Source organism: Enterobacter sp. Res13-Sevr-PEC09-46, from assembly GCF_015672585.1.
Lineage (GTDB): Bacteria > Pseudomonadota > Gammaproteobacteria > Enterobacterales > Enterobacteriaceae > Enterobacter > Enterobacter hormaechei_C.
This window is the reverse complement of sequence record NZ_JADABR010000030.1, coordinates 93293-114760: the sequence shown is the minus strand read 5'-3', so window position 1 is coordinate 114760 and position 21468 is coordinate 93293. Positions and strand designations below refer to the sequence as shown.

At 54.5% G+C, this 21468-nt stretch carries 25 protein-coding genes; 9 read left to right on the top strand and 16 right to left on the bottom strand.

Annotated features, from left to right (window positions below; translation table 11 throughout):
* Positions 1-77: 77 nt before the first annotated feature.
* Positions 78-569 carry a transposase gene (locus tag IMQ56_RS18945; protein WP_196063650.1) on the top strand — a complete coding sequence of 164 codons (492 nt, stop codon included), beginning with the start codon at positions 78-80 and terminating at the stop codon, positions 567-569.
* 88 nt (positions 570-657) lie between these two features.
* Here the strand turns inward: IMQ56_RS18945 and IMQ56_RS18940 are convergent, their stop codons facing one another.
* The 3 genes from IMQ56_RS18940 to phoP all read right to left on the bottom strand — a co-directional run bounded on the left by IMQ56_RS18940 (position 658) and on the right by phoP (position 4006).
* A complete protein-coding gene (locus tag IMQ56_RS18940; RefSeq protein WP_017384706.1) occupies positions 658-1779 on the bottom strand; it encodes a cupin domain-containing protein in 1122 nt (373 codons plus the stop codon).
* Between the two features lie 91 nt (positions 1780-1870).
* Complete coding sequence (phoQ, locus tag IMQ56_RS18935; RefSeq protein WP_015570801.1) at positions 1871-3334, bottom strand: two-component system sensor histidine kinase PhoQ; 1464 nt, start codon at positions 3332-3334, stop codon at positions 1871-1873.
* Positions 3335-4006 (bottom strand): two-component system response regulator PhoP, encoded by a 672-nt coding sequence (gene phoP / locus IMQ56_RS18930; RefSeq protein ID WP_026094318.1) that lies wholly within the window; start codon positions 4004-4006, stop codon positions 3335-3337.
* A 475-nt stretch (positions 4007-4481) separates the two neighbouring features.
* On the opposite strand from phoP, the gene IMQ56_RS18925 reads away from it, so the two are divergent.
* A complete protein-coding gene (locus IMQ56_RS18925) occupies positions 4482-4874 on the top strand; it encodes a hypothetical protein (protein ID WP_168728655.1) in 393 nt (130 codons plus the stop codon).
* Between the two features lie 86 nt (positions 4875-4960).
* Here IMQ56_RS18925 and purB read toward each other — a convergent pair whose 3' ends face one another.
* Genes purB through rluE form a run of 5 tightly spaced genes read right to left on the bottom strand, consistent with a single transcriptional unit; the run spans position 4961 to position 9296 of the window.
* Positions 4961-6331, bottom strand: a complete 1371-nt coding sequence (purB, locus tag IMQ56_RS18920) for an adenylosuccinate lyase (RefSeq protein ID WP_017693620.1) — start codon at positions 6329-6331, stop codon at positions 4961-4963.
* 19 nt (positions 6332-6350) lie between these two features.
* Positions 6351-6980, bottom strand: a complete 630-nt coding sequence (hflD, locus tag IMQ56_RS18915; RefSeq protein ID WP_006809213.1) for a high frequency lysogenization protein HflD — start codon at positions 6978-6980, stop codon at positions 6351-6353.
* 27 nt (positions 6981-7007) lie between these two features.
* Complete coding sequence (gene mnmA, locus IMQ56_RS18910; RefSeq protein WP_032103856.1) at positions 7008-8120, bottom strand: tRNA 2-thiouridine(34) synthase MnmA; 1113 nt, start codon at positions 8118-8120, stop codon at positions 7008-7010.
* A 40-nt stretch (positions 8121-8160) separates the two neighbouring features.
* Entirely contained in the window at positions 8161-8634 is a 474-nt protein-coding gene (locus tag IMQ56_RS18905; protein WP_032619915.1) for an NUDIX hydrolase, read from the bottom strand.
* The gene (gene rluE, locus IMQ56_RS18900) at positions 8634-9296 is read right to left on the bottom strand and encodes a 23S rRNA pseudouridine(2457) synthase RluE (RefSeq protein ID WP_017693618.1); all 663 of its coding nucleotides are present in this window, start codon (positions 9294-9296) and stop codon (positions 8634-8636) included. The genes IMQ56_RS18905 and rluE overlap by 1 nt, the downstream gene beginning before the upstream one ends.
* A gap of 117 nt (positions 9297-9413) precedes the next feature.
* On the opposite strand from rluE, the gene icd reads away from it, so the two are divergent.
* Positions 9414-10664, top strand: a complete 1251-nt coding sequence (gene icd, locus IMQ56_RS18895; protein ID WP_003857898.1) for an NADP-dependent isocitrate dehydrogenase — start codon at positions 9414-9416, stop codon at positions 10662-10664.
* Positions 10665-10739: 75 nt separating this feature from the next.
* Positions 10740-10985, top strand: coding sequence for a YmjA family protein (locus IMQ56_RS18890; RefSeq protein WP_022650806.1), 246 nt, complete (start codon positions 10740-10742; stop codon positions 10983-10985).
* A gap of 4 nt (positions 10986-10989) precedes the next feature.
* On the opposite strand, the gene IMQ56_RS18885 is transcribed toward IMQ56_RS18890, so the two are convergent.
* The gene (locus IMQ56_RS18885; RefSeq protein WP_023296321.1) at positions 10990-12489 is read right to left on the bottom strand and encodes a cyclic diguanylate phosphodiesterase; all 1500 of its coding nucleotides are present in this window, start codon (positions 12487-12489) and stop codon (positions 10990-10992) included.
* A gap of 124 nt (positions 12490-12613) precedes the next feature.
* The gene (gene yncL, locus IMQ56_RS18880; RefSeq protein ID WP_071524166.1) at positions 12614-12706 is read right to left on the bottom strand and encodes a stress response membrane protein YncL; all 93 of its coding nucleotides are present in this window, start codon (positions 12704-12706) and stop codon (positions 12614-12616) included.
* Between the two features lie 369 nt (positions 12707-13075).
* Here yncL and IMQ56_RS18875 point away from each other — a divergent pair, with 369 nt between their 5' ends.
* Positions 13076-13324 (top strand): GlsB/YeaQ/YmgE family stress response membrane protein, encoded by a 249-nt coding sequence (locus IMQ56_RS18875; RefSeq protein WP_003857896.1) that lies wholly within the window; start codon positions 13076-13078, stop codon positions 13322-13324.
* Positions 13325-13452: 128 nt separating this feature from the next.
* Here IMQ56_RS18875 and IMQ56_RS18865 read toward each other — a convergent pair whose 3' ends face one another.
* Both IMQ56_RS18865 and IMQ56_RS18860 read right to left on the bottom strand, forming a co-directional pair.
* Complete coding sequence (locus IMQ56_RS18865) at positions 13453-13551, bottom strand: YoaK family small membrane protein (protein WP_015570793.1); 99 nt, start codon at positions 13549-13551, stop codon at positions 13453-13455.
* A 45-nt stretch (positions 13552-13596) separates the two neighbouring features.
* Positions 13597-14625: a sensor domain-containing diguanylate cyclase gene (locus IMQ56_RS18860; protein ID WP_045344202.1), complete on the bottom strand. Its 1029-nt coding sequence runs from the start codon at positions 14623-14625 to the stop codon at positions 13597-13599.
* Positions 14626-14936: 311 nt separating this feature from the next.
* Between IMQ56_RS18860 and IMQ56_RS18855 the strand changes: the two genes are divergently transcribed.
* Positions 14937-15191 (top strand): DUF333 domain-containing protein, encoded by a 255-nt coding sequence (locus IMQ56_RS18855; protein ID WP_015570791.1) that lies wholly within the window; start codon positions 14937-14939, stop codon positions 15189-15191.
* Between the two features lie 80 nt (positions 15192-15271).
* Positions 15272-15577, top strand: a complete 306-nt coding sequence (locus IMQ56_RS18850) for a hypothetical protein (protein WP_015570790.1) — start codon at positions 15272-15274, stop codon at positions 15575-15577.
* Here the strand turns inward: IMQ56_RS18850 and IMQ56_RS18845 are convergent, their stop codons facing one another.
* Positions 15578-15922: a DUF488 domain-containing protein gene (locus IMQ56_RS18845; RefSeq protein WP_032653239.1), complete on the bottom strand. Its 345-nt coding sequence runs from the start codon at positions 15920-15922 to the stop codon at positions 15578-15580.
* Positions 15923-16073: 151 nt separating this feature from the next.
* Here IMQ56_RS18845 and IMQ56_RS18840 point away from each other — a divergent pair, with 151 nt between their 5' ends.
* A complete protein-coding gene (locus IMQ56_RS18840; RefSeq protein ID WP_017384697.1) occupies positions 16074-16781 on the top strand; it encodes a CTP synthase in 708 nt (235 codons plus the stop codon).
* 31 nt (positions 16782-16812) lie between these two features.
* Here the strand turns inward: IMQ56_RS18840 and IMQ56_RS18835 are convergent, their stop codons facing one another.
* Positions 16813-18000, bottom strand: coding sequence for a CynX/NimT family MFS transporter (locus tag IMQ56_RS18835; RefSeq protein ID WP_017384696.1), 1188 nt, complete (start codon positions 17998-18000; stop codon positions 16813-16815).
* A gap of 99 nt (positions 18001-18099) precedes the next feature.
* Between IMQ56_RS18835 and IMQ56_RS18830 the strand changes: the two genes are divergently transcribed.
* Positions 18100-18891 (top strand): helix-turn-helix transcriptional regulator, encoded by a 792-nt coding sequence (locus IMQ56_RS18830; protein WP_196063649.1) that lies wholly within the window; start codon positions 18100-18102, stop codon positions 18889-18891.
* Here IMQ56_RS18830 and IMQ56_RS18825 read toward each other — a convergent pair.
* The gene (locus IMQ56_RS18825; RefSeq protein ID WP_003857881.1) at positions 18875-19321 is read right to left on the bottom strand and encodes a DUF441 domain-containing protein; all 447 of its coding nucleotides are present in this window, start codon (positions 19319-19321) and stop codon (positions 18875-18877) included. The two genes, IMQ56_RS18830 and IMQ56_RS18825, sit on opposite strands and share 17 nt — an antisense overlap.
* Before the next feature lie 106 nt (positions 19322-19427).
* Positions 19428-21464 carry a glycoside hydrolase family 31 protein gene (locus IMQ56_RS18820; protein WP_196063648.1) on the bottom strand — a complete coding sequence of 679 codons (2037 nt, stop codon included), beginning with the start codon at positions 21462-21464 and terminating at the stop codon, positions 19428-19430.
* Positions 21465-21468: the final 4 nt, after the last annotated feature.

Genomic DNA, 21468 nt, shown 5'->3' with positions numbered 1-21468 from the left:
CTACGCCTTACCCGGCCTACATTTCGATCGTAGGCCCGGTAAGCGCAGCGCCACCGGGCAATGGGCAAGGAGTGCCAATGTCAAACTACCGCCGCCACTACATCCCCGGTGGGACCTGGTTTTTCACCGTCAATCTGCAAAACCGCCAGAGCGATTTACTTACTCGCCACATCGTCAGCCTGCGTTCCGCTACCGCCACGGTTAAGCGTGCGAAGCCCTTCACCATTAACGCCTGGGTTATCCTGCCTGAACATATGCACTGTATCTGGAGCCTGCCGGAAGGTGACAGTGACTTTTCAGCGCGCTGGCGCGACATCAAAAAAACGTTTAGCCGCAACATTGAAATGCGCCACGTCTGGCAACCGCGTTTCTGGGAGCACACTATTCGCAATGAGCAGGATTACCGGCGGTATATGGATTACGTCTACATCAATCCGCTGAAGCATGGCTATGTCGGGAAAGTCGTCGACTGGCCATATTCAACGTTTAATCGGGACGTGCGGGAAGGGTTATATCCGGCAGACTGGGCGGGTGAGATTGAGGATTTTGCGGCGGGGGAGCGGAAGTAAAACAAAGCCGGGTGGCGGCTACGCCTTACCCGGCCTACATTTCGATCGTAGGCCCGGTAAGCGCAGCGTCACCGGGCATTAAAGCGGCTCAGTCCTCAAAAAACCAGTACCCGCTGTTCACCAGCGCGGCCAGCATGGCGAGGAAGGAGGGATCGTCCAGTGCGTCGCCAAAGGTATCCGCAGTCAGCACCATATGGCTGGCAATCGCTTCCAGCGCCGGGCGATGCGGAGAGTCCAGGCGCTCGCCGTTGACGAATACCTCTTCGCCAATGCGCAGTACGCGTAATCCGCCCAGACGAACCAGCTTATCGCCCTGCTGGAGCGCATCATAAATTTCATCTGCCTGATACGGCGGCTCTGGCGGTGCGACGTCCAGTTCGTGACGCGACTGGCTGATAAACTCGCCAAACCACTGTCTGAAGTGCTCCGGTTCGTTGATCAGATCCAGCATCATCCCGCGCAGCTTATCCAGCTCCTCTGGCAGAATATCCGCCGGGTGCTCACGCGCCGGAACGTCCGGATCGCTGTAACGGTAGCTGCCCAGCTCACGCTGTAAAACATAGTCAGCAAATCCGCTGATCATCTCGCGCCCGCTTGGCGCGCGGAAACCAACCGAATAGTTCAGCGAGTTTTCCAGGGAATAACCTTCATGCGGGAAGCCCGGTGGGATATAAAGAATGTCACCTGGCTCCAGCTCTTCATCAATGATCCCTTCAAACGGATCAACCTGAAGCAGATCCGGGTGCGGGCAGTGCTGCTTCATTGGCACTTTTTCGCCCACGCGCCAGCGACGGCGCCCGGTACCCTGAATGATAAACACGTCGTACTGATCCAGATGCGGACCCACGCCGCCACCGGGAACGGAGAAGGAGATCATCAGATCGTCCATTCGCCAGTCTGGCAGGGCGCGGAAGGGACGCATTAAGGCTGCGGTGGGTTCGTGCCAGTTGTTGACCGCCTGCACCAGTAAAGACCAGTTGTTTTCGCCCAGGTGATCGTAGCTTTCAAAGGGACCGTGGCTGACCTGCCATTTCCCGTCCTGGTGGCTCACCAGACGGCTGTCTACCTCGTTTTCCATCGCCAGACCAGCGAGTTCGTCAGGAGAAATAGGGTCGATAAAATTGCTGATCCCGCGTTTAAGAACGACCGGGCGTTTTTGCCAGTAACGTTCAATAAATTCGGGCCAATTAAGCGTTAATTGATAATCCATATTTTTGTATTCCGCAGGCTCTTACTGAGACGGATTATAACGGAAGCACCGCCCCGTGACTGCGAGATCCGCGTATTTTTCACATTTCGGGTCAACTATCGTTCGATACGGGATGCTGGCGGCCAAAAATGACTTCCATACGGGCACCGCCCAGCAAACTTTCACCGGTTTCAATCTTGCCCTCGTACTGATCGACGATTTCCCTGGCGACGGATAATCCGACGCCCTGGCCTGGCCGCAGCGTATCGGCGCGCTGGCCGCGATCGAACACCACTTCGCGTTTATTACGGGGAATACCAGGACCATCATCCTCAACGATAATATGCAGTTCGTTATCCGTTACCCGCGCGGATACCTCGACAAACTCCAGACAATATTTGCAGGCGTTATCGAGCAGGTTTCCCATCACTTCCATAAAGTCATTTTTCTCACCGACAAAGCTGATTTCCGGTGAGATATCCAGACTGATGTTGACCCCTTTACGCTGGTACACCTTGTTCAGCGCAGAGGTGAGGTTATCCAGCAGCGGGGCTACCGGGTGCAGTTCACGGCTCAACAGGGCGCTTCCGGAACGCATGCTCGCGCGGTGCAGGTAATAGCCGATCTGCTGTGAAATACGGCTGATTTGTTCCAGCATCACCGGCTCGGCGTCATCCACGCTCATTTTCGAACTGCGCATGGAACGCAGGGTACTCTGCATCACGGCCAGCGGGGTTTTCAGGCTGTGCGTAAGGTCGGTGAGCGTGGTGCGATACTTGTCGTAGCGTTCACGTTCGCTTTTCAGCAGTCGATTGAGGTTGCGCACCAGGCTGGTCAGCTCACGGGTGGTCTCCGGGTTGAGCTTCTCGCGGTGATGTTCCTCCAGCTCGCGCACCTCTTTGGCAAGGGATTCAATCGGGCGGAGGCTCCACCATGCAGCAACCCACAGGAGAGGGATCACCAGCAGCAGGTTGGCAGCCAGAACATACACAAACCAGTTCCAGACCATATACGAGCGTTTCAGCTCAACCGGTATGGTGTCGATCACCACAATGGTTAACTGCGGCATGTTCAGGGTGGCGGGGTAAAGGTTGATGGCCACAGAGTGGGTCATCTCCGTGTCGTCATCTTCGGCACGGATCTCATTAAGCTTGATCTGTAAGGCGCGATCGTCACGCAGCAGGCTGCTGGTGGAGTTGAGGTCGGCTTCTATTTCATGAAAACCGTTGGTTTTCAGCCATTCCGGACGGATGCGCTTTTTCAACCACGGGACATCGCGCTGGGCCCACAGCAATTTCCCTTTTTCATCATAGATCAGCGCCAGCGTCGGGCTCTGCTGATTCAGGTTTTCCGGCATCTCGACGGTGATTCGGTTGTTCTCCCACTTCGCCAGGGTATAAAACAGGTTACTTTCGCCGCGAAGCAGGCGGAAGGTGGTTTTATCGAAGCTCACGCTATAACCGACCAACGCCACCATCCCGTAAGAGAGCGACAGCACCAGCACGACGGCGGCGGTTGCCAGCAAAAAGCGAACCCGCAGCGAAAGGGGTAAAATGTGGCGCAATATCCCTTTCATTTAGCGTAATTCGAACAGGTAGCCCTGACCACGCACGGTGGTGATCACGTCATGCGGGTACTGCGCCTGAATTTTTTTACGCAGGCGACCCATCAGTACGTCAATGGTGTGGCTTTCGCGCAGCTCGGCATCCGGATAGAGCTGAAGCATAAGGGAATCTTTGCTCACCACTTTACCGTTGTTACGGATCAGCGTTTCCATGATGGTATATTCGAATGCGGTCAGCTTGATCACTTCATCATTAATAGAAAATTCGCGGCGAGAGAGGTCCACCTGGAACGGCGGCAGAGAGATAACCTGTGACGCCAGCCCACTGTTGCGGCGCAGCAGCGCCTGCATACGCGCAGCGACTTCTTCAATATGGAAGGGTTTGGTCACGTAGTCATCCGCGCCAGCGCTCAGGACTTCAACCTTGTCCTGCCAGCCTTCGCGGGCAGTCAGCACCAGCACCGGCAGGGAAACGTCATGGCTACGCCAGCGGCGGATAAGGGACAATCCGTCTTCATCCGGCAGCCCTAAATCGACAATGGCGATGTCCGGCAGGTGTTCATTGAGATAATAATCGGCCTCTTTTGCGTCTTCAGCATCATCCACCTGATGACCCATCTCCTGAAGTTGAACTTTCAGGTGATGACGTAGCAATGCGTTATCCTCAACAACCAGTACGCGCATCATCACTTCTCCCTTTATAAATGGTATGAATAGTTTAACGCTGATTATTCAGGTTGACACCAGCGCAATGAAATTAAATGATTTTTTCATGCTCCCGAACACAGGGGGGGATGACGCCAGGCACCTGATTATTAAGTATGTTGACCTGAGCCTGGTTCATATCACCCACCCAACTCACGTAAGCCTCATGCGCCCCCAGCAGGCGCGGGTAATATAAACTGACTTGTTTTCGCAAGCTTTCGCAATCCCGATAAAACAGCCATCCGTTTATGAACTGTTGAAGGCGAGTCGCTTTTTGGACAGCACGAGCACGCCAGTTTTGTAAATATTGCCCTTTTTTTTGTAAGGATGTTCTCACTATGCCTGGCTTTGTCTACGCTTATTTTATGGTGCGAAATTAGATTTGCATAAGATGTGCCAGAAAAGCAGCATTTTTACACAACAAAACAGCAATATAGCGAGTAAAGAGGACTTTATGGAATGGAAGGTTGTTGAGACTATTGCGAGCCCGGAAAGCGGAACCATCTTTTGCAAAGTTGAAACACAGTATGGCCTGAATTATATCCTGTGGTTAAAGGGAGATTATTACGTTCGTACAGGTGAAATCATCACCACTTCAAACCAGGGGATCCTGATTAACGATCGGCGGCGTAGAGTATGGATAGCGCAGGCAATGCCCTTTACATCAATAGGCTGGATGGGGTTCAAACAGAAAAACGCGTGTCCAGGCAACCGACAGGAGATGGATCGCCCGTGCACGGCTGAAACCCCGTGCCAGTTCAAACTTTGCCCGTTCGGCTTAAAACGGTATATTCCGGAAAGTTATTCCACGGCAAAAAATAACATTCAGCCTGACGGCAGGCTCTAATCCCGGCAAAACAGATAATGTGACGTGAAATGTCGGCTCGATGATGTAAAGCAGCCCCCTTTCCAGGTGGAAAGGGGGAAGGGCGATTACTTCAGCTCGTCAACCATAGCGATGGCACGGCCAATATAGTTTGCCGGGGTCATCTCTTTCAGGCGCGCTTTTTCTTCTTCTGGCAGCGCCAGACCGTCGATAAACTGTTTCATACCTTCAGCATCAACGCGTTTACCGCGGGTCAGCTCTTTGAGTTTCTCGTACGGTTTTTCGATGCCGTAACGACGCATCACGGTCTGAATCGGCTCCGCCAGCACTTCCCAGTTGTGATCCAGCTCGTCCAGCAGACGGTCGCGGTTAACTTCCAGTTTGCTCACACCTTTCAGGGTGGACTGGTAGGCGATCAGCGCGTAGCCAATACCTACGCCCAGGTTACGCAGCACCGTGGAGTCAGTCAGATCACGCTGCCAGCGAGATACCGGCAGCTTGCTCGCCATATGCTGCAACACGGCATTCGCCAGACCCAGGTTACCTTCGGAGTTTTCAAAGTCGATTGGGTTCACTTTGTGCGGCATGGTGGACGAACCGATTTCCCCGGCGATGGTCTTCTGCTTGAAGTGGTTCAGGGCGATGTAACCCCATACGTCACGATCGAAGTCGATCAGGATGGTGTTGAAGCGCGCAATGCAGTCAAACAGCTCGGCGATGTAGTCGTGCGGCTCAATCTGGGTGGTGTACGGGTTCCACTGGATCCCCAGAGAGGTCACAAACTCTTCGCTGAACTGGTGCCAGTCCACTTCCGGGTACGCGGCGATGTGGGCGTTATAGTTACCCACCGCGCCGTTGATTTTGCCGAGGATCTCAACCTGCTCCAGCTGACGATACTGGCGTTCCATGCGGTACGCCACGTTCGCCATCTCTTTACCCATGGTGGATGGGGTTGCTGGCTGGCCGTGAGTACGGGACAGCAGCGGAATGTCGCGGTATTCCACGGACAGCGCTTTCACCGCATCAATGATTTTACGCCAGTAAGGGAGTACTACCTCTTTCCGCGCGGTAGAGAGCATCAGCGCGTGAGACAGGTTGTTAATATCTTCAGACGTACAGGCGAAGTGAATAAATTCAGATACCGCGTGCAGGGCAGGGACGCTTGCCACTTTCTCTTTCAGGAAGTATTCAACCGCTTTCACGTCGTGGTTGGTGGTGCGTTCGATGGTTTTAATGCGCGCGGCATCTTCTTCGCTGAACTCAGCAACTATTTTATCAAGGTAATCGTTTGCCTTTGCGTCAAAAGCAGGAACTTCCTTGATTGCTGTCTGGGCGGCCAGCTTTTGCAGCCAGCGTACTTCAACCTGAACACGGAACTTCAGCAGGCCATATTCGCTGAAGATCCCGCGCAGCGCGCTGACTTTATCGCCGTAGCGTCCATCGACAGGGGATACGGCGGTCAGTGAGGATAATTCCATAATTCGCAACTCCGGGAGGTTAACAATGAGCAAGAATTTGTTTTGCCTGAGTCGTCAGGCGATGACGAGAAAACATTAACTGTAGGCGGCCACCGCCGACCTGTTGCCACAGCACGGCGGCACGGATGCCTGCCAGCAGCGAAGCGCGTACCTTCGCCTGTACCTGTGGGCTTTGCAATACGGCAGGCGAACCGGTGACCTGAATACGCGGGCCGAGCGGGCTAATCACGTCAACGTAGATACCGGCCATCGCGCTGAGCAGGGTCTCAGACTGGAGGTCAAAGTGGTCGAGCTGGCGCTGTAGCCCGGCGATGCGGTCGCCCAGGGTATTCATTGCGCCTTTTGCCGCATTAAGCTTACGTTCCAGCACCATCAGGCTTAAGGTGTAGCGGGTCAGTTCCGCGTTCAACCCCTGACGGTTGCTGGCGTTGAGCACGCCGAGCAGAGTTTCAAGACCGAGACGAAGATTGGTTTCACTGCCGCCAAAGACGCCCAGCGTGGAGCCTGGGTTAAGATCGATAACGCTGTTGAGTGAAACGTGCAGGGCATCAGCGTCGCAATGACCCTGATGCGCCAGCTGTTGCACCAGACGGGCTGACTGGCAAATTCCCGCCAGCGCCAGGGTGATGTCATAATAGTTCTTCGCCACACGGTCTCCTTTATGTGTGCAAACGGTTTAAACAGCAGGCAGCGGCAGGCGCTGTTCAATGATCCCACCGCCGAGGCAAATTTCGCCGCTGTAGAAAACAGCAGACTGGCCAGGGGTAACGGCGGAAACCGGCTCGTCGAAACGCACGTCAATGCGATCGTCATCCAGTGCGGTTACGGTGCAAGGGATGTCCGTCTGGCGGTAGCGCGTTTTCACTGTGCAGCGTAGCGTGCCTTTCAGCGGCTCGCGATCGACCCAGTGCAGCTGTTGCGCGATCAGTCCAACGGACATCAGGCGCGGGTGGTCGTGACCCTGAGCCACAACCAGAATATTGTTTTCGACGTCTTTGTCGACCACGTACCACGGATCTTCGCTGCCCTCTTTGGTGCCGCCGATACCCAGACCTTTACGCTGGCCGAGAGTGTGGTACATCAGCCCCTGGTGCTGACCAATCTCATCGCCGTCAACGGTGACGATTTTGCCCGGCTGTGCAGGCAGGTAGCGCCCCAGGAACTCGCGGAATTTACGCTCGCCGATAAAACAGATACCGGTGGAGTCTTTTTTCTTCGCGGTGATCAGATCCAGATCCTCAGCAATCTTACGCACTTCCGGCTTTTCCAGCTCGCCGACCGGGAACAAACTTTGGGCAATCTGTTCGTGGCTCAGCGTATAGAGGAAGTAGCTCTGATCTTTGTTGCCGTCCAGGCCGCGCAGCAGCTGGCTTTTGCCATTCACATCCGCGCGACGCACGTAGTGGCCGGTCGCAATGTAGTCTGCGCCCAGGTCTTCCGCGGCGAATTCCAGGAAGGCTTTGAATTTGATCTCTTTGTTGCACAGGATATCCGGGTTTGGCGTGCGGCCCGCTTTGTACTCTTCGAGGAAGAGTTCAAAAACGTTGTCCCAGTATTCTGCGGCAAAGTTAACGGTGTGCAGTTCGATGCCGAGCTTATCGCACACGGCCTGCGCATCGGCGAGATCCGCAGCGGCAGTGCAGTATTCCTCGCCATCGTCTTCCTCCCAGTTCTTCATGAACAGGCCCTCCACCTTATAGCCCTGTTGCTGCAACAGGTAGGCGGAAACGGAGGAATCGACACCGCCGGACATGCCGACGATTACTTTTTTCTGGCTGTTATCTGACATGGAATACTCACGACATTGAACTTCAAGGCGGCGTATTCTATCACGCCCCCCCACCATTGACACCCTCTGTAAACGGCCAGTTAAATTCTGCAATGACATCCAGCGGCAGGCGCGCCGCAGACTGCCAGCAGCGGATGCTTTCCGCCACCAGCGGCGAACGCAGGTTTGGCGCGTTCAGGATCTCCTCGGCAGTCACCCACAGGCAGCGATCGATATCGTCGTCGTGCGGTTCAGTGGCGCACGTTTCGTTAAGCTCAACGGCGAATAAGAAGCGCAGGAAAGGCGTCTGGTCAGGCGCTATCCACTGATGCATACGGATAAAATGCTGCGGTTCGGCGCGGATACCCGTCTCCTCCCACAGCTCACGGGCTGCCGCCTGGCGTAAGGTTTCATTGGCTTCAAGATGCCCGGCAGGCTGGTTCCACAGCGCTTTGCCGTTGATGGTCTCTTCCACCACCAGGAATTTCCCCTGCGCGTGGACCACGCAGGCGACCGTAACATGAGGTTTAAACATCAGTTCTCCTTAGGGGTAACATCCCGCCATTCCCCGTTTGCCAGCGAGTCCAGCGTGTAGCTGCCCATGGCATAGCGAATGAGTCGCAGGGTAGGGAAGCCCACATGCGCAGTCATGCGCCTGACCTGTCGGTTGCGGCCTTCATAAAGGGTTATTTTAAGCCAGCTGGTGGGAATGGATTTCCGCTCACGAATCGGCGGGTTGCGCGGCCACAACCACTCGGGTTCATTCACGCGCTCAATACCAGCCGGCAGGGTGGGACCGTCGTTCAGCGTTACGCCGTTACGCAGTTTTGCCAGCGACGCGTCGTCCGGCTCGCCTTCAACCTGCACAAAGTAAATTTTCCCGGTACGCTTGCCCGGCTGAGTGAGCCTGGCCTGGAGCACGCCGTCATTGGTGAGCACCAGCAACCCTTCGCTGTCACGATCCAGACGTCCCGCCGCGTACACTCCCTGAACGGGAATAAAGTCCTTCAGCGTGCTGCGCCCGGCCTCGTCGGTAAACTGCGGCAATACATCGTAGGGTTTATTGAACAGTATGACCCGCGTTGGCTGGGGTTCTGGCGTTCTTCTGGTGGCTTGTCGTGAGCTGAATCGCTCAACCCGGTGTTTTCTAAAAGAAGTTTTCGTCATGGTATTTTCAGGCGTTATCAATTGCCGCATTATAGCCTAATAACGAAGACCTTTCATGGCGTCGGACAATCAGGTACTATCGGAAGGCTCATTACAATTTATTAACATAAGATCAGTAACAACCAGAAGCGCTCGAAGGAGAGGTTAATGGAAAGCAAAGTAGTTGTTCCGGCGGAAGGTAAAAAGATCACCCTGCAAAACGGCAAGATTAACGTTCCTCACAACCCGATTATCCCGTTCATTGAAGGCGACGGTATCGGCGTAGACGTTACCCCGGCAATGCTGAAAGTGGTTGATGCCGCTGTTGAGAAAGCCTACAAAGGCGAGCGTAAAATTTCCTGGATGGAAATTTACACCGGTGAAAAATCGACTCAAGTTTATGGCCAGGACGTCTGGCTGCCAGCCGAAACGCTGGACCTGATCCGCGACTATCGCGTTGCTATCAAAGGCCCTCTGACCACACCAGTTGGCGGTGGCATTCGCTCCCTGAACGTGGCGCTGCGTCAGGAACTGGATCTGTATGTGTGTCTGCGTCCGGTGCGTTACTACCAGGGCACCCCAAGCCCGGTTAAGCACCCGGAACTGACCGACATGGTTATCTTCCGTGAAAACTCAGAAGACATCTACGCCGGTATCGAATGGAAAGCGGACTCTGCTGATGCAGAAAAAGTGATTAAATTCCTGCGCGAAGAGATGGGCGTGAAGAAAATTCGCTTCCCTGAGCATTGCGGCATCGGCATCAAGCCATGCTCCGAAGAAGGGACCAAGCGTCTGGTGCGTGCCGCCATCGAATACGCTATCACCAACGATCGTGACTCTGTGACCCTGGTTCACAAAGGCAACATCATGAAGTTCACCGAAGGCGCGTTCAAAGACTGGGGCTACCAGCTGGCGACCGAAGAGTTCGGCGGTGAACTGATCGACGGCGGCCCATGGCAGAAAATTAAGAACCCGAACACCGGTAAAGAGATCATCATTAAAGATGTGATTGCCGATGCGTTCCTGCAACAGATCCTGCTGCGACCTGCTGAGTATGACGTGATCGCCTGTATGAACCTGAATGGTGACTACATCTCCGATGCGCTGGCCGCACAGGTGGGTGGTATCGGTATCGCCCCGGGCGCGAACATCGGTGACGAGTGCGCCCTGTTCGAAGCAACTCACGGTACTGCACCTAAATACGCAGGCCAGGACAAAGTCAACCCAGGCTCTATCATTCTGTCCGCAGAGATGATGCTGCGTCATATGGAATGGTTCGAAGCCGCAGACCTGATCGTTAAGGGTATGGAAGGCGCGATTAACGCGAAAACCGTCACCTATGACTTTGAACGTCTGATGGAAGGCGCTAAACTGCTGAAATGCTCAGAGTTTGGCGACGCGATTATCGCGAACATGTAATCCACTCGCTGGGTTAAATGACAACGGGAGCCTGAGGGTTCCCGTTTTTTATGCACACAAGACGGAAACAACGCTATGACCCATGATATCCCGCTCAAGTATTATGACATCGTCGACGAGTATGCGACTGAAACGGCGAAACCGGTAGAAGAGGCAGAGCGTACGCCGCTGGCACACTATTTCCAGCTGCTGCTCACTCGCTTATACAACAATGAGGAAATCAGTGAAGAGGCGCAGCGGGAGATGGCTGTCCAGGCGGAGATAGACGAAGCGCGCATTGACGATATTGCGAACTTCCTGAATCAGTGGGGCAATGAATAACGCGTCATCGCGCTGAGTCTGCCAGCAGCCTGGCGAGGTCGTGCCGGGTTAGCGACTTTGAAAAGTACCAGCCTTGTACGAGGGCATCCGGGTATCTCTGCGCGATGAACTGATATTGCGTTTCGCTTTCAACCCCTTCAAAAACCAGGGTTTTGTGCAGTTTAGCGAGCGCGTCGCTAAAGATCACCAGGATATCCTGTTTATAGTGCTCGCTGATGCCGTCCACTAACGACTTATCCACCTTGATTTCGTCATATTTGAGATTTGAGAGCCTGGCAAGATTAGAGTTTTGCACGCCAAAGTCGTCTATTGAAATTTTGACGCCTGCCGATTTAAGCTCCTCACAAAACTCTTCAAGGATGGCCGCGGTGGAAACGCCATTCTCGGATAACTCAACTTTGATTAACGATAAGGGAATCGCGTTCTCTGAGCATTCATGACGTAATACCGCCAGGAATTTGCCGTCTTCAATTTCCGTCCGGCCAACGTTCAGTGAAATCATTAACTGATGTTCAGCGGCCAGCGCGGCAATTTCCGCCAGGGATTTCTTTATCATGTTCTGATAATAAACGTTATACAGGCCAATTTTTTTAATTAACGGGATAAACAGCTCAGGAGAAACCTCTTTGTGATTGTTATCCTGCCATCTTGATAACACTTCAACCCCGACGATTTTCTTATCAGCAACCCGAATAACAGGCTGAAAATGAACGCTGATGGTATTCGCTTTTACCGCTTTGACCAGCGTTCGTTCCAGAGAACGTCGGTCTTCATAAAGTCGAAGAGAAAACAGCGTCAGGGATACCCAGATAAAGTATAAAAACAAGCACAGAAGCACCATCACTACGTGGGAGAGCGAAGCCAGTCCGGCATCATGGTGTGTGACGGTAACGCACAAATCCCAGCGTGTACTGCACTCTGTCACAGCCAGCGTAAATAACAGAGACTGTAAGCGGCTGAAGTTTTCTGATGGCGGCGTAACGGTGAAAAAGGTGCGGCCGAAATCTTTAGTGGAAGAACGAAGCGAATAGTTGGCGGTAACGGGGGCAAATTTATCGTAGGCTGAACGGGAGGTGAAGATAATAAGGTGGTTATAGATTGTTGCATTGCCGACAAAGAAATCTTTCTGCGAAAACTGCGCCAGGCTGAATCCGTTCTGGGTATTATGCAGCTCAGAGGGAAGGGCGATGGGATTTGCCAGCTTGCCCCAAAACGCGGTGCAGGTGATTTTCCCCTTTTCAATAAACCCCACATCGGCGAAATAGAGACTTCGCATCTTTAATTTTCGGTAGACGTTCAGACTGGCGCTATCGCATCCCTGCGCGGAGGTATTTTTAAGCGTACTGGCGATATTTTGCGTTAACTCTTCAGAATAGCTTAAGAGCGTGTGGGAGATCTCCCTCTGCCGGTTCTTTTGCTGCTCAGCGATAATGGCGTTAACCGCATACAGCGACAGGACGACCATAAAGGTTGAGATGATAGCAACGGCAATGGCCTTCTTCATTTTCCTGTTGTCCCACCACGTCCTGAGGTGCAGGGATCTTAACACAGGTCATAAAAGCTACAAGTATGAGAGTTGAGGCTGCACGGAATCGAAAGGAAAGCCACCATGCCAGGCTCCTTTCATCTCAGAACCATTCAAACCGTGTTGAGAGCAGTAGCAGTAACGTACTGGCAGAAACAAGATTAAGGCAGATGACAAACTTGCTTGATACGTTCATGTTATCAACGTTTTTGTTGTTCAGTAGCCACAGAGAATAGCGTTTCATCTCCACTGAAGAAACGCCAGATTTTGGTGGGTTCGGGCAAAAAAAAGCCCACTCAAGAGTGGGCAAGAAATACTGGAAGCAATGTGAGCAATGTCGTACTGAATACCTGAGTGATTTGCTCAACTATTCAGTAATGAGAAAGATAATCTTTCTCAGTAAAAGATGCAACCCCACGATGAGTGTGGAACGGCATTTTTTTACTGCTCATATTTTAATCAAACGAACCGTGTGATTCTTATCACAAATTTCCTTTCTCAGATCCTGTGCTATCCTTTTCTGTGTCGTTGATTTAATGACAAAAACCATACAGAGAGGAAAGCTATGGGAATTTTATCCTGGATTATCTTTGGGCTGATTGCGGGGATCCTGGCGAAGTGGATTATGCCGGGCAAAGATGGCGGCGGTTTCATCGTCACGATCATTCTGGGGATTGTGGGTGCAGTCGTCGGTGGCTGGATCAGTACCCTGTTCGGCTTTGGCAGAGTTGATGGCTTCAACTTCGGCAGCTTTGTCGTCGCGGTGATTGGCGCGCTGGTTGTTCTGTTTATCTACAGAAAAATCAAAAGCTAAATCTGACCTGTGTTAAAAAAGGCTGCCTGACGGCGGCCTTTTTACTTTGGGCGTTACCACCAGCCTAACTGCGTACCGGCGACGGCCACGATGGCGACAATCAACATGATGATGGTCGTTTTTCTCATTTAAGCCCCCGGCGCGGCGTAACCGCCAAGGAAAAACCAGCCTAAAAACACCACCGCTGTGATAAAAATAACCACCGGAAAGAGGATCCCTATTCTCATGCCATCACCTGTTTGAGTTTGTATAAGGCCGTAGAGTGTACGGTTTTAATCTAACGCGACAAAGCCTGTTTTGCTTTTTCCTTTTTTATCCTGATACATCGCGAGGTCTGCGGTGCGCAGGGCGCTATCTTCATCCGTGCTGTGAGGATCAACAATAACGACGCCAAGGCTTGCGCCGGGATAAAGAATAGTGGCATTGCCTAATCCGTATTCGCCCGCAATAAGACCATTGAGGCGGGTTTTGATTGCGTTGACCTCTGTACTGGCGTCGCCATCATCGCTGTGACTCAGGCTGGCAACCAGAAATTCATCGCCGCCGAGCCGGCCAATAATCTCATCCTGCGTTTGCTCGTGAGTCAGCCGCTTGCCGACCTGTACGAGGAAGCGATCGCCCGCCTCATGCCCGTACTGGTCATTGATTCGCTTGAAATCATCGAGGTCAATAAAAGCCATCATGACGTTGCGGTTAAGATGGCGCGCCAGTGAGAACAGGGTGGTAAGGTTTTCAAAAATGGCGCGACGATTCGGCAGGCCGGTGAGGGCGTCGGTGTAAGAGTGAGCAATGAGCGCCGCATTTGCTTCGCGAAGCTGAAGCACAAGCGACTCTTTCTGAATGTACTGACCAATTAAACCGGCAAAGAGTCTGATTACCTGCTCGCCACGCTCGCTGAACTGTTTCTGTGCGGTGCTGGCCGCGCAAAGCGTGCCATATAGAGAACCGTCAGCCAGGTGAACCGGCACGCTCATATAGGTTGTAATGCCCAGTGCTTTGGCCGCTTCACACTCCGGCCAGCGGTCGGGCACCTCGTTACTGAACAACGTGTCGCTGTCGATGGCGCGCTTACACAGTGTTTCGTCCCAGGGCACGCTGAACCCTTCAGGGATCTGCATTTGCTTGCTGTTACGGGCATATAAAATGTGCTGCAAACGCGCATTGATATCGACTTTCGTCAGGTAGGTTGATTCCATATCCGTCACAATTTCCAGCATTTCCAGTAGCTGACGCACCAGACTGTCGAGAGATTGCTCAGTGGAGAGGGTTTCTGAAACACGGGCAAGAATGATATCTGACATGAGGCAGGATGACTCCCATGCAGAAGACCTCTGTATCTGCATGTTATGCTGAAAATATAGACTCCGGTCATAGTAAAACATGAACAGGATTAATTTTATAGATTCTTCTGAAGGCAGATGAGGGGAAGACTAAAAAAAGCCCCGATGTTGAGATCGGGGCAAAACATCTTGATTACGGAATGATGTTCTCTGGTCAGTGTGAGAACAGGCATCACTATAAGGGGGAATCGTGCAGGTTTAATGGAGAAATCATGGAGAAAACGGCGATGACCCGTTACTCTGACGTTTTTACACCCTGAAGGATCATGATAATGAAATATCTTCTCCTGGCGCTGGTTTTACCGCTGGCCGCCTGCTCAACAAAGACAACCCCTCCTGATGCGCCTCAACCGCCGCACGCTATTGGTATGGCAAACCCGGCGTCAGTGTACTGTCTGGAGAAAGGGGGAGAGCAAATCCCTGTTCAAAGCCCGCAGGGCGTACGTACCGAGTGCAAATTGCCAGGCGGGGAAGTGATCGATGAATGGGATCTCTACCGCCGCGATCACCCGCAACCGACCAGATGACAACGGCAATAAAACTGCGATACACTTCTTTTTAGGATTATTCTTAGCCAGTTTCTGGCAGTACGTTTGCGAGAAGAAGTATGTTTCAGTTAAAACCGGGCAGCATGGCGATGATCGTGGGTGCGCGTACGGCGGCAGGCCGTCGAAATATCGGTAAATCCGTCGAGCTGTTTGGACTTTGTCAGCCGGGCCAGCGTTTTGTGAACCCGGTTAACGGCGTCATGACGCAATTACCCGCCACGTCAGCGCGTGCGCTGTGGCTGGTCACCGGTGATGTTTACGCCTTTGATAATCAGCACGGCTTTGCGTTTGTTCGCCCGGAACATCTGATGCCGCTTACTCCCGACGAGATGCCACACAACGTGGATGAGCTGGCGATCGGTTAATCACAGTTTACGCAGCCAGTCCGCCAGTACCTGCGCGTGATTCTGCTCCGTATTTTTCGCCCCATAGAGTAGCGTCACGGTCTGCTGTTTGGCGAGAGCCGCCAGGCGTTTGCCTTCATCCGGATGCTGCGCCAGCTCTTTACGATAGGCTTCACTGAACGCGGTGAAATCTATCGTTTCACTGTGAAAAGCTTTTCGCAGTTCGCTGGACGGCGTTAGCGCTTTACACCACTCATCACAGACGAGGTCGGTCTTTTTTATCCCTCGCGGCCAGAGTCTGTCGACCAGGATCCGGTAACCGTCTTTTGAGGTCGCCTGCTCATACACGCGTTTACATTGAATCATGGGTCCTCCTCATTTCCTTACGACGTTCTGCAAGAACACTATAGCACCCGGCTTTTATCCACCCAATTTAAGGTATTGTGATAATTGCAAAAGATCGGTAGTCTGAGGTTCCTTATGTTATCTGAAAATCCTCCGGCATAAGGAATCTCTGATGGAACTCTCCCCGGTTAAAACGACGCTGCGCATTGCGCTGGTTGGTGATTACAATCCCGATGTTATTGCGCACCAGGCGATCCCGCTGGCGATTGACGACGCCGCTGCGGTTCTGGATCTCACCGCTGATTATGACTGGCTCGCCACGCCTGAGCTGACCAGCGCCGAAGACCTGGTCGGGTACGATGCCATCTGGCTGGTACCGGCAAGCCCGTATAAAAACACCGAGGCGGCGTTTATTGCGGCCCGTTACGCGCGTGAGAACAGCATCCCCTTTCTCGGCACCTGCGGCGGGTTCCAGCATGCGCTGATTGAGTATGCGCGTAATGTACTGGGCTGGCACGATGCAGGCCATGCCGAAACCGACACCGAGGGAAGGATGGTAATTGCGCCGCTGACCTGCTCGCTGGTGGAAAAAACCGACGCGATCGAGCTGCGGAATAACACGTTGATTGCTAAAGCGTATGGCAAGCCGGAAATTCAGGAGGGGTATCACTGCAATTACGGCGTCTCACCTGAGTTTGCCGACCAGCTTGAGCGGGGCGACATGCGCGTAACGGGCTGGGACGAGCAGGGCGAGATCCGCGCGGCAGAGCTGGTAACCCATCCTTTCTTTGTCCTCACGCTGTTCCAGCATGAGCGGGCCGCGCTGCAAGGGCGCCCGGTCGTGCTGGTACAGGCCATGCTGCGGGCGGCGCAGGGATAAAAAAAGCAGACCTCCGGGTCTGCCTTGAATGTCAGCGGGGTGTGATCTCCCGGTCACGCCCGGCAAGCATACCGCATAATGCCATCACCACCGCGGCCAGCGCGCAGGCGAGCAGCGGAATGCGCCAGTCTCCGGCGGTATCGTGAATTTTCCCCATCAGCGGTGGGCCACAGGCCGCCAGAAGATAGCCAATCGACTGTGCCATGCCGGAGAGCGCCGCGGCCTGATGGGCCGAGCTGGCGCGCAGCCCGATAAACGTCAGGCCGAGGATCATGGTGGCGCCGGATCCAAAGCCAAACACCAGCGTCCAGACGACGGCCAGCCCCGGCGCGAACCAGAACCCGGCCGCGCTGACGGCGCACATCAGGGCGACTAGCCCGGCAATGCCACGCTGATCGTTAAGTCGGTGCAGGATCAGCGGAATGGCGAGACCGGGAACCGCGGTTGCCAGCTGGAGAAGCCCGTGCATGGAGCCAGCCTGCGTTTCGCTGTAGCCATGGCTAAGCAAAATCGCGGGTAACCAGCCGATAATGACGTAGTAAATCAGCGAGTTAATGCCCAGAAAAAGCGTCACCTGCCAGGCGAGCGCCGAGCGCCAGATAGCCCGATTGTGCAGCGCGCCCGCTCCGGTCAGGGTGGCGGCCGGCTTCTGGCGCCATTGCGGTAACCACAGCAGCAGCGCCACCAGCGGGAAGAACATCAGCATCAACAGCGCCCCGTGCCAGCCACCACTCCCCAGCGACAGCGGGACGATCAGCGCCGACCCTGCGGCAGCAGCGGCTCCCATCGTCAGCGAATAAGCCCCCGTCAGTTTTGCGACCTGGCCCGGAAAATCACGTTTGATTAAGCCAGGTAGCAGGACATTGCCCAGCGCAATCCCACAGCCCACGATCGCCGTACCGATAAACAGCAGCGAGGCCGACGGCAGCGAACGTACGCCAATCCCGATGCAAATCAGCAGCAGAGCGATAAAAAGGCTGCGCTCCATGCCCAGGCGCCGGGCGACGCCTGCGGCAAGGGGAGAGATAAAGGCGAAGGCCAGCAGAGGCAGCGTCGTGAGCAGGCCGGTTTGCGCCGTGCTTAAGCCATAGTCCTGTCGGATGGTATCGAGCAGGGGGGCGACACCGGTAAAGGTGACGCGCAGCGTCGTGGCAATCATCAGGATGCCTGCAATCAGCAGCGCACCCTGTTTCCCGGAAGGTTGAATAGCAGTAGTCATTATTGTCTCTTACGTTCAGGCGAGCGCATACCATACCGATTTAAGTCGTGGTTGAAATCAGGCTAAAATGACAGTTTATCGCTAATATCGGACAACTTTATGTACGGACTGGGGCTCGATGGCTACGATCCCGATAGCCAGCACGACGCGGCGGTGGCCTTTCGCATCCGCGTGGTGGCACAGGAACAATATATTCCGCTGCATCAGCACCGCAAAGGGCAGCTGATTATGGCGCTGGGGGGAGCGATCACCTGTGAAGTGGAGAACGCGATGCTGATGGTGCCGCCCCAGTATGCGGTGTGGATCCCGGGACAAACGCCGCACAGCAACAAGGCGACGCCCGGCGCGCAGCTCTGTCTGCTGTTTATTGAACCCGGTGCGCTCGAATTGCCGACGCGTACCTGTACGCTGAAAATATCGCCCCTGGTGCGGGAGCTGGTGCTGGCGCTTGCGGACAGGTCACGGGAGGAACTGCCTCTTCCCGCTACCGGAAGGCTGGTTGACGTCCTGTTTGATGAACTGCCCCTGCAACCGCAGGAGCATCTACAGCTGCCGGTATCTCCGCATCCAAAAATTCGCCTGATGAGTGAGACCATGGCAAACGAACCTGCCGCCTGGCAGACGCTGGCGCAGTGGGCCAGCCACTTTGCCATGAGCGAACGCAATCTGGCGCGGCTGGTGGAGAAAGAGACTGGCTTAAGCTTTCGCCGCTGGCGGCACCAGCTCCAGCTGATTGTCGCATTGCAGTTTTTGATCGGCGGAAAGTCGGTTCAGCAGGCGGCGCAGGCGCTGGGGTATGACTCCACCACCGCCTTCATCACCATGTTTAAGAAAGGACTGGGACAGACGCCCGCCCGCTATATTGCCAGCCTGACTACGACTTCCCGATAAACAGCGAAACCAGTCCGGCAGCAATCAGCGGGCCAACCGGCACGCCACGAAACAGCGCCACGCCTAACACGGTGCCCACCAGCAGCCCGGCCACCAGTGAAGGCTGGCTGCTCATCAGCGTCACGCCGCGCCCGCCAAGCCATGAGACAAAAACGCCCACCGCAATCGCCACCAGCGATTTCCAGTTTACAAAGGAGTGCAGCAGCGTTGAGGCCGGTAGCGTTCCGCTGGCAATCGGGGCCATCACGCCGATGGTCAAAATAATGATCCCGATGGTAAGCCCCTGTTTTTCTATCCACGGGAAGAAGGTATTCAATGGTGTGACGCGAACAATGATCAGGACCAGAATGGAAATCGCGACGGTGGTGTTGTGGCTGACAAAACCCAGAGCAGCCAGGGCCAGAAGTATGAGCAGTGTAGGGTCGAACATGACGGGATCCTTGCCAAAAATAGTAAGCCTGCTTACTTTACGCGCAAACGCGACGGCAGGCAGGCTTTACTGAAAAAATTGTCTATTTTTGGGCACTTGCCTGACGTCAGTCCACCAACTGCTGGATAAGCGGACTTCCTTCGCGGATAAACACCGGGATGGTTTCCAGCGCCGCAGGCACCCGGATATGCTCCCCACCGGCGTAGCGCTCACCGTTGAGAGCGACCCAGCTATTGCCCGTCGGCAGCCAGACATCGCGCTCACGCTGACCGGCCTGCATAACCGGCGCCACCAGAAGATCTTCGCCAAACAGATACTGATCTTCACACGTCCAGCTCTGCTTATCCTGCGGATAGTGCCAGAACAGCGGACGCATGAGCGGGTCTCCGTGCAGATGAGCCTGCTGGTACAACGCGTCAATATACGGGCGCAGGGTTTCGCGCACGGTAAGCCAGTGCTGCATGATGGCGTAATTCTCTTCTCCGTAACTCCACAGCTCATTAGGCGAACCGCTGTTACACTGAGGAATGCCGTCACGGTAGCGCTCCGGGGGCTGGATCTGCGGTTCGCGATAGCCGTGCATGCGCAGAACCGGTGTAAACACCGCCCACTGGAACCAACGGATCAGCAATTCGTGGAACGCCGGGTCGTTAACGTTCCCTCCCTGGAAGCCACCGATATCGGTTGTCCACCATGGGATCCCCGCCAGCCCCATATTCAGTCCCGCGGCGAGTTGATTGCGAAAAGCATGGAACGAGGAGTGGACATCACCCGACCACGCCAGCACGCCGAAGCGCTGGCTGCCTGCCCAGGCGCAGCGTACCAGGTTAACAATGTCCGTTTCGCCGTTTGCCTGGAGCCCATCGTAAAAGCCCTGTGCAAAGTCACGCGGGTAGCGATTGCCCACTTCCAGCACCGGACCGGCGTGGTAGCGATAGTTGTCAAAATCATAGGCGCGGTATTCCGGCTCCGCTTCGTCCAGCCAGAACAGCTTAATGCCCATGTCGTAGTAATTTTTCTTCACCGTATCCCAGACGAATTTCCGCGCCTCAGGATGGGTCGCATCAAAGAAGGTGGTATTGCCCATAAAATCGAGGTTGACCTGCACGCCACGTTCACTGCTGACCAGCCAGCCTTTGGCTTTCATCAGCGGGTAGAGAGGGCTGCGCGCCTCTACCGTTGGCCACACCGACACCATCAGCGCAATACCCATTTCGCGCAGCTCGTCGACCATCCCTTCAGGATCGGGCCAGTCTACGGGGTCGAAGCACCAGGTGCCCTGATTCGGCCAGTGGAAAAAGTCGATGACCATCACCGACAGCGGCAGATTACGGCGGCGATACTCCCGCGCAACCTCCAGCACCTCCTGCTGGGTGCGGTAGCGTAATTTGCACTGCCACAGCCCGCTGATAAACGCCGGGGCGGAGGGCGGAGTACCGGTGGCTTTCACATACTGGCGGGTGATATCCGCCACCGTGTCGGCGGCGGTGATCCAGTAGTCCATTTCTCCTGTGACGCGGGCGCGCCATTCCGTCTGATTTTTTGCAAAGCTGGCTTCACCAATCGCCGGGTTGTTCCACAGCAGGCCATAGCCAAGGCTGGACTGCATAAAGGGCACGCTGGCCTGGGAGTTGCGCTGTGCCAGTTCCACCGTACAGCCTTTCAGATCCAGCCACGGCTGTTGATACTGACCCATGCCATAGATGCGTTCATCCGGACGCGATTCAAACCGGACGGTGAGCTGATATTTCCCCCCCATTAGCGGCTTAAATTCGCGGCCATCCAGCTTCAGGGCGCTGACATATTTATCCTGGCTCTTCTCGCTGGCACCGATACCCACCGTTGAACGCTGGCGCCACATCTCTTCCAGCAGCAGTTCGCCGCGCTGATTGTAGAAGGCCAGCTGACCTTTAAGATTCAGCGTCGCGGTAATATTGCCGTTGCGCAGCGTCAGGCTTTCCGCTTCGGCGACAATCTCAGCCTGGCAAGGGGCGGCGGGCAACAGTGCCTGTAAGGCGTCATCAAAAGCCGGGGAGCAGGTGGCCCTGACGCGCAGGCTGTTTTCACCCCACGGTTCAATACGCAGGATCTGGCGTTCAAAACGCCATTCGATACTGTTGGAATGTTGGATCAGCTCACTCATGGAT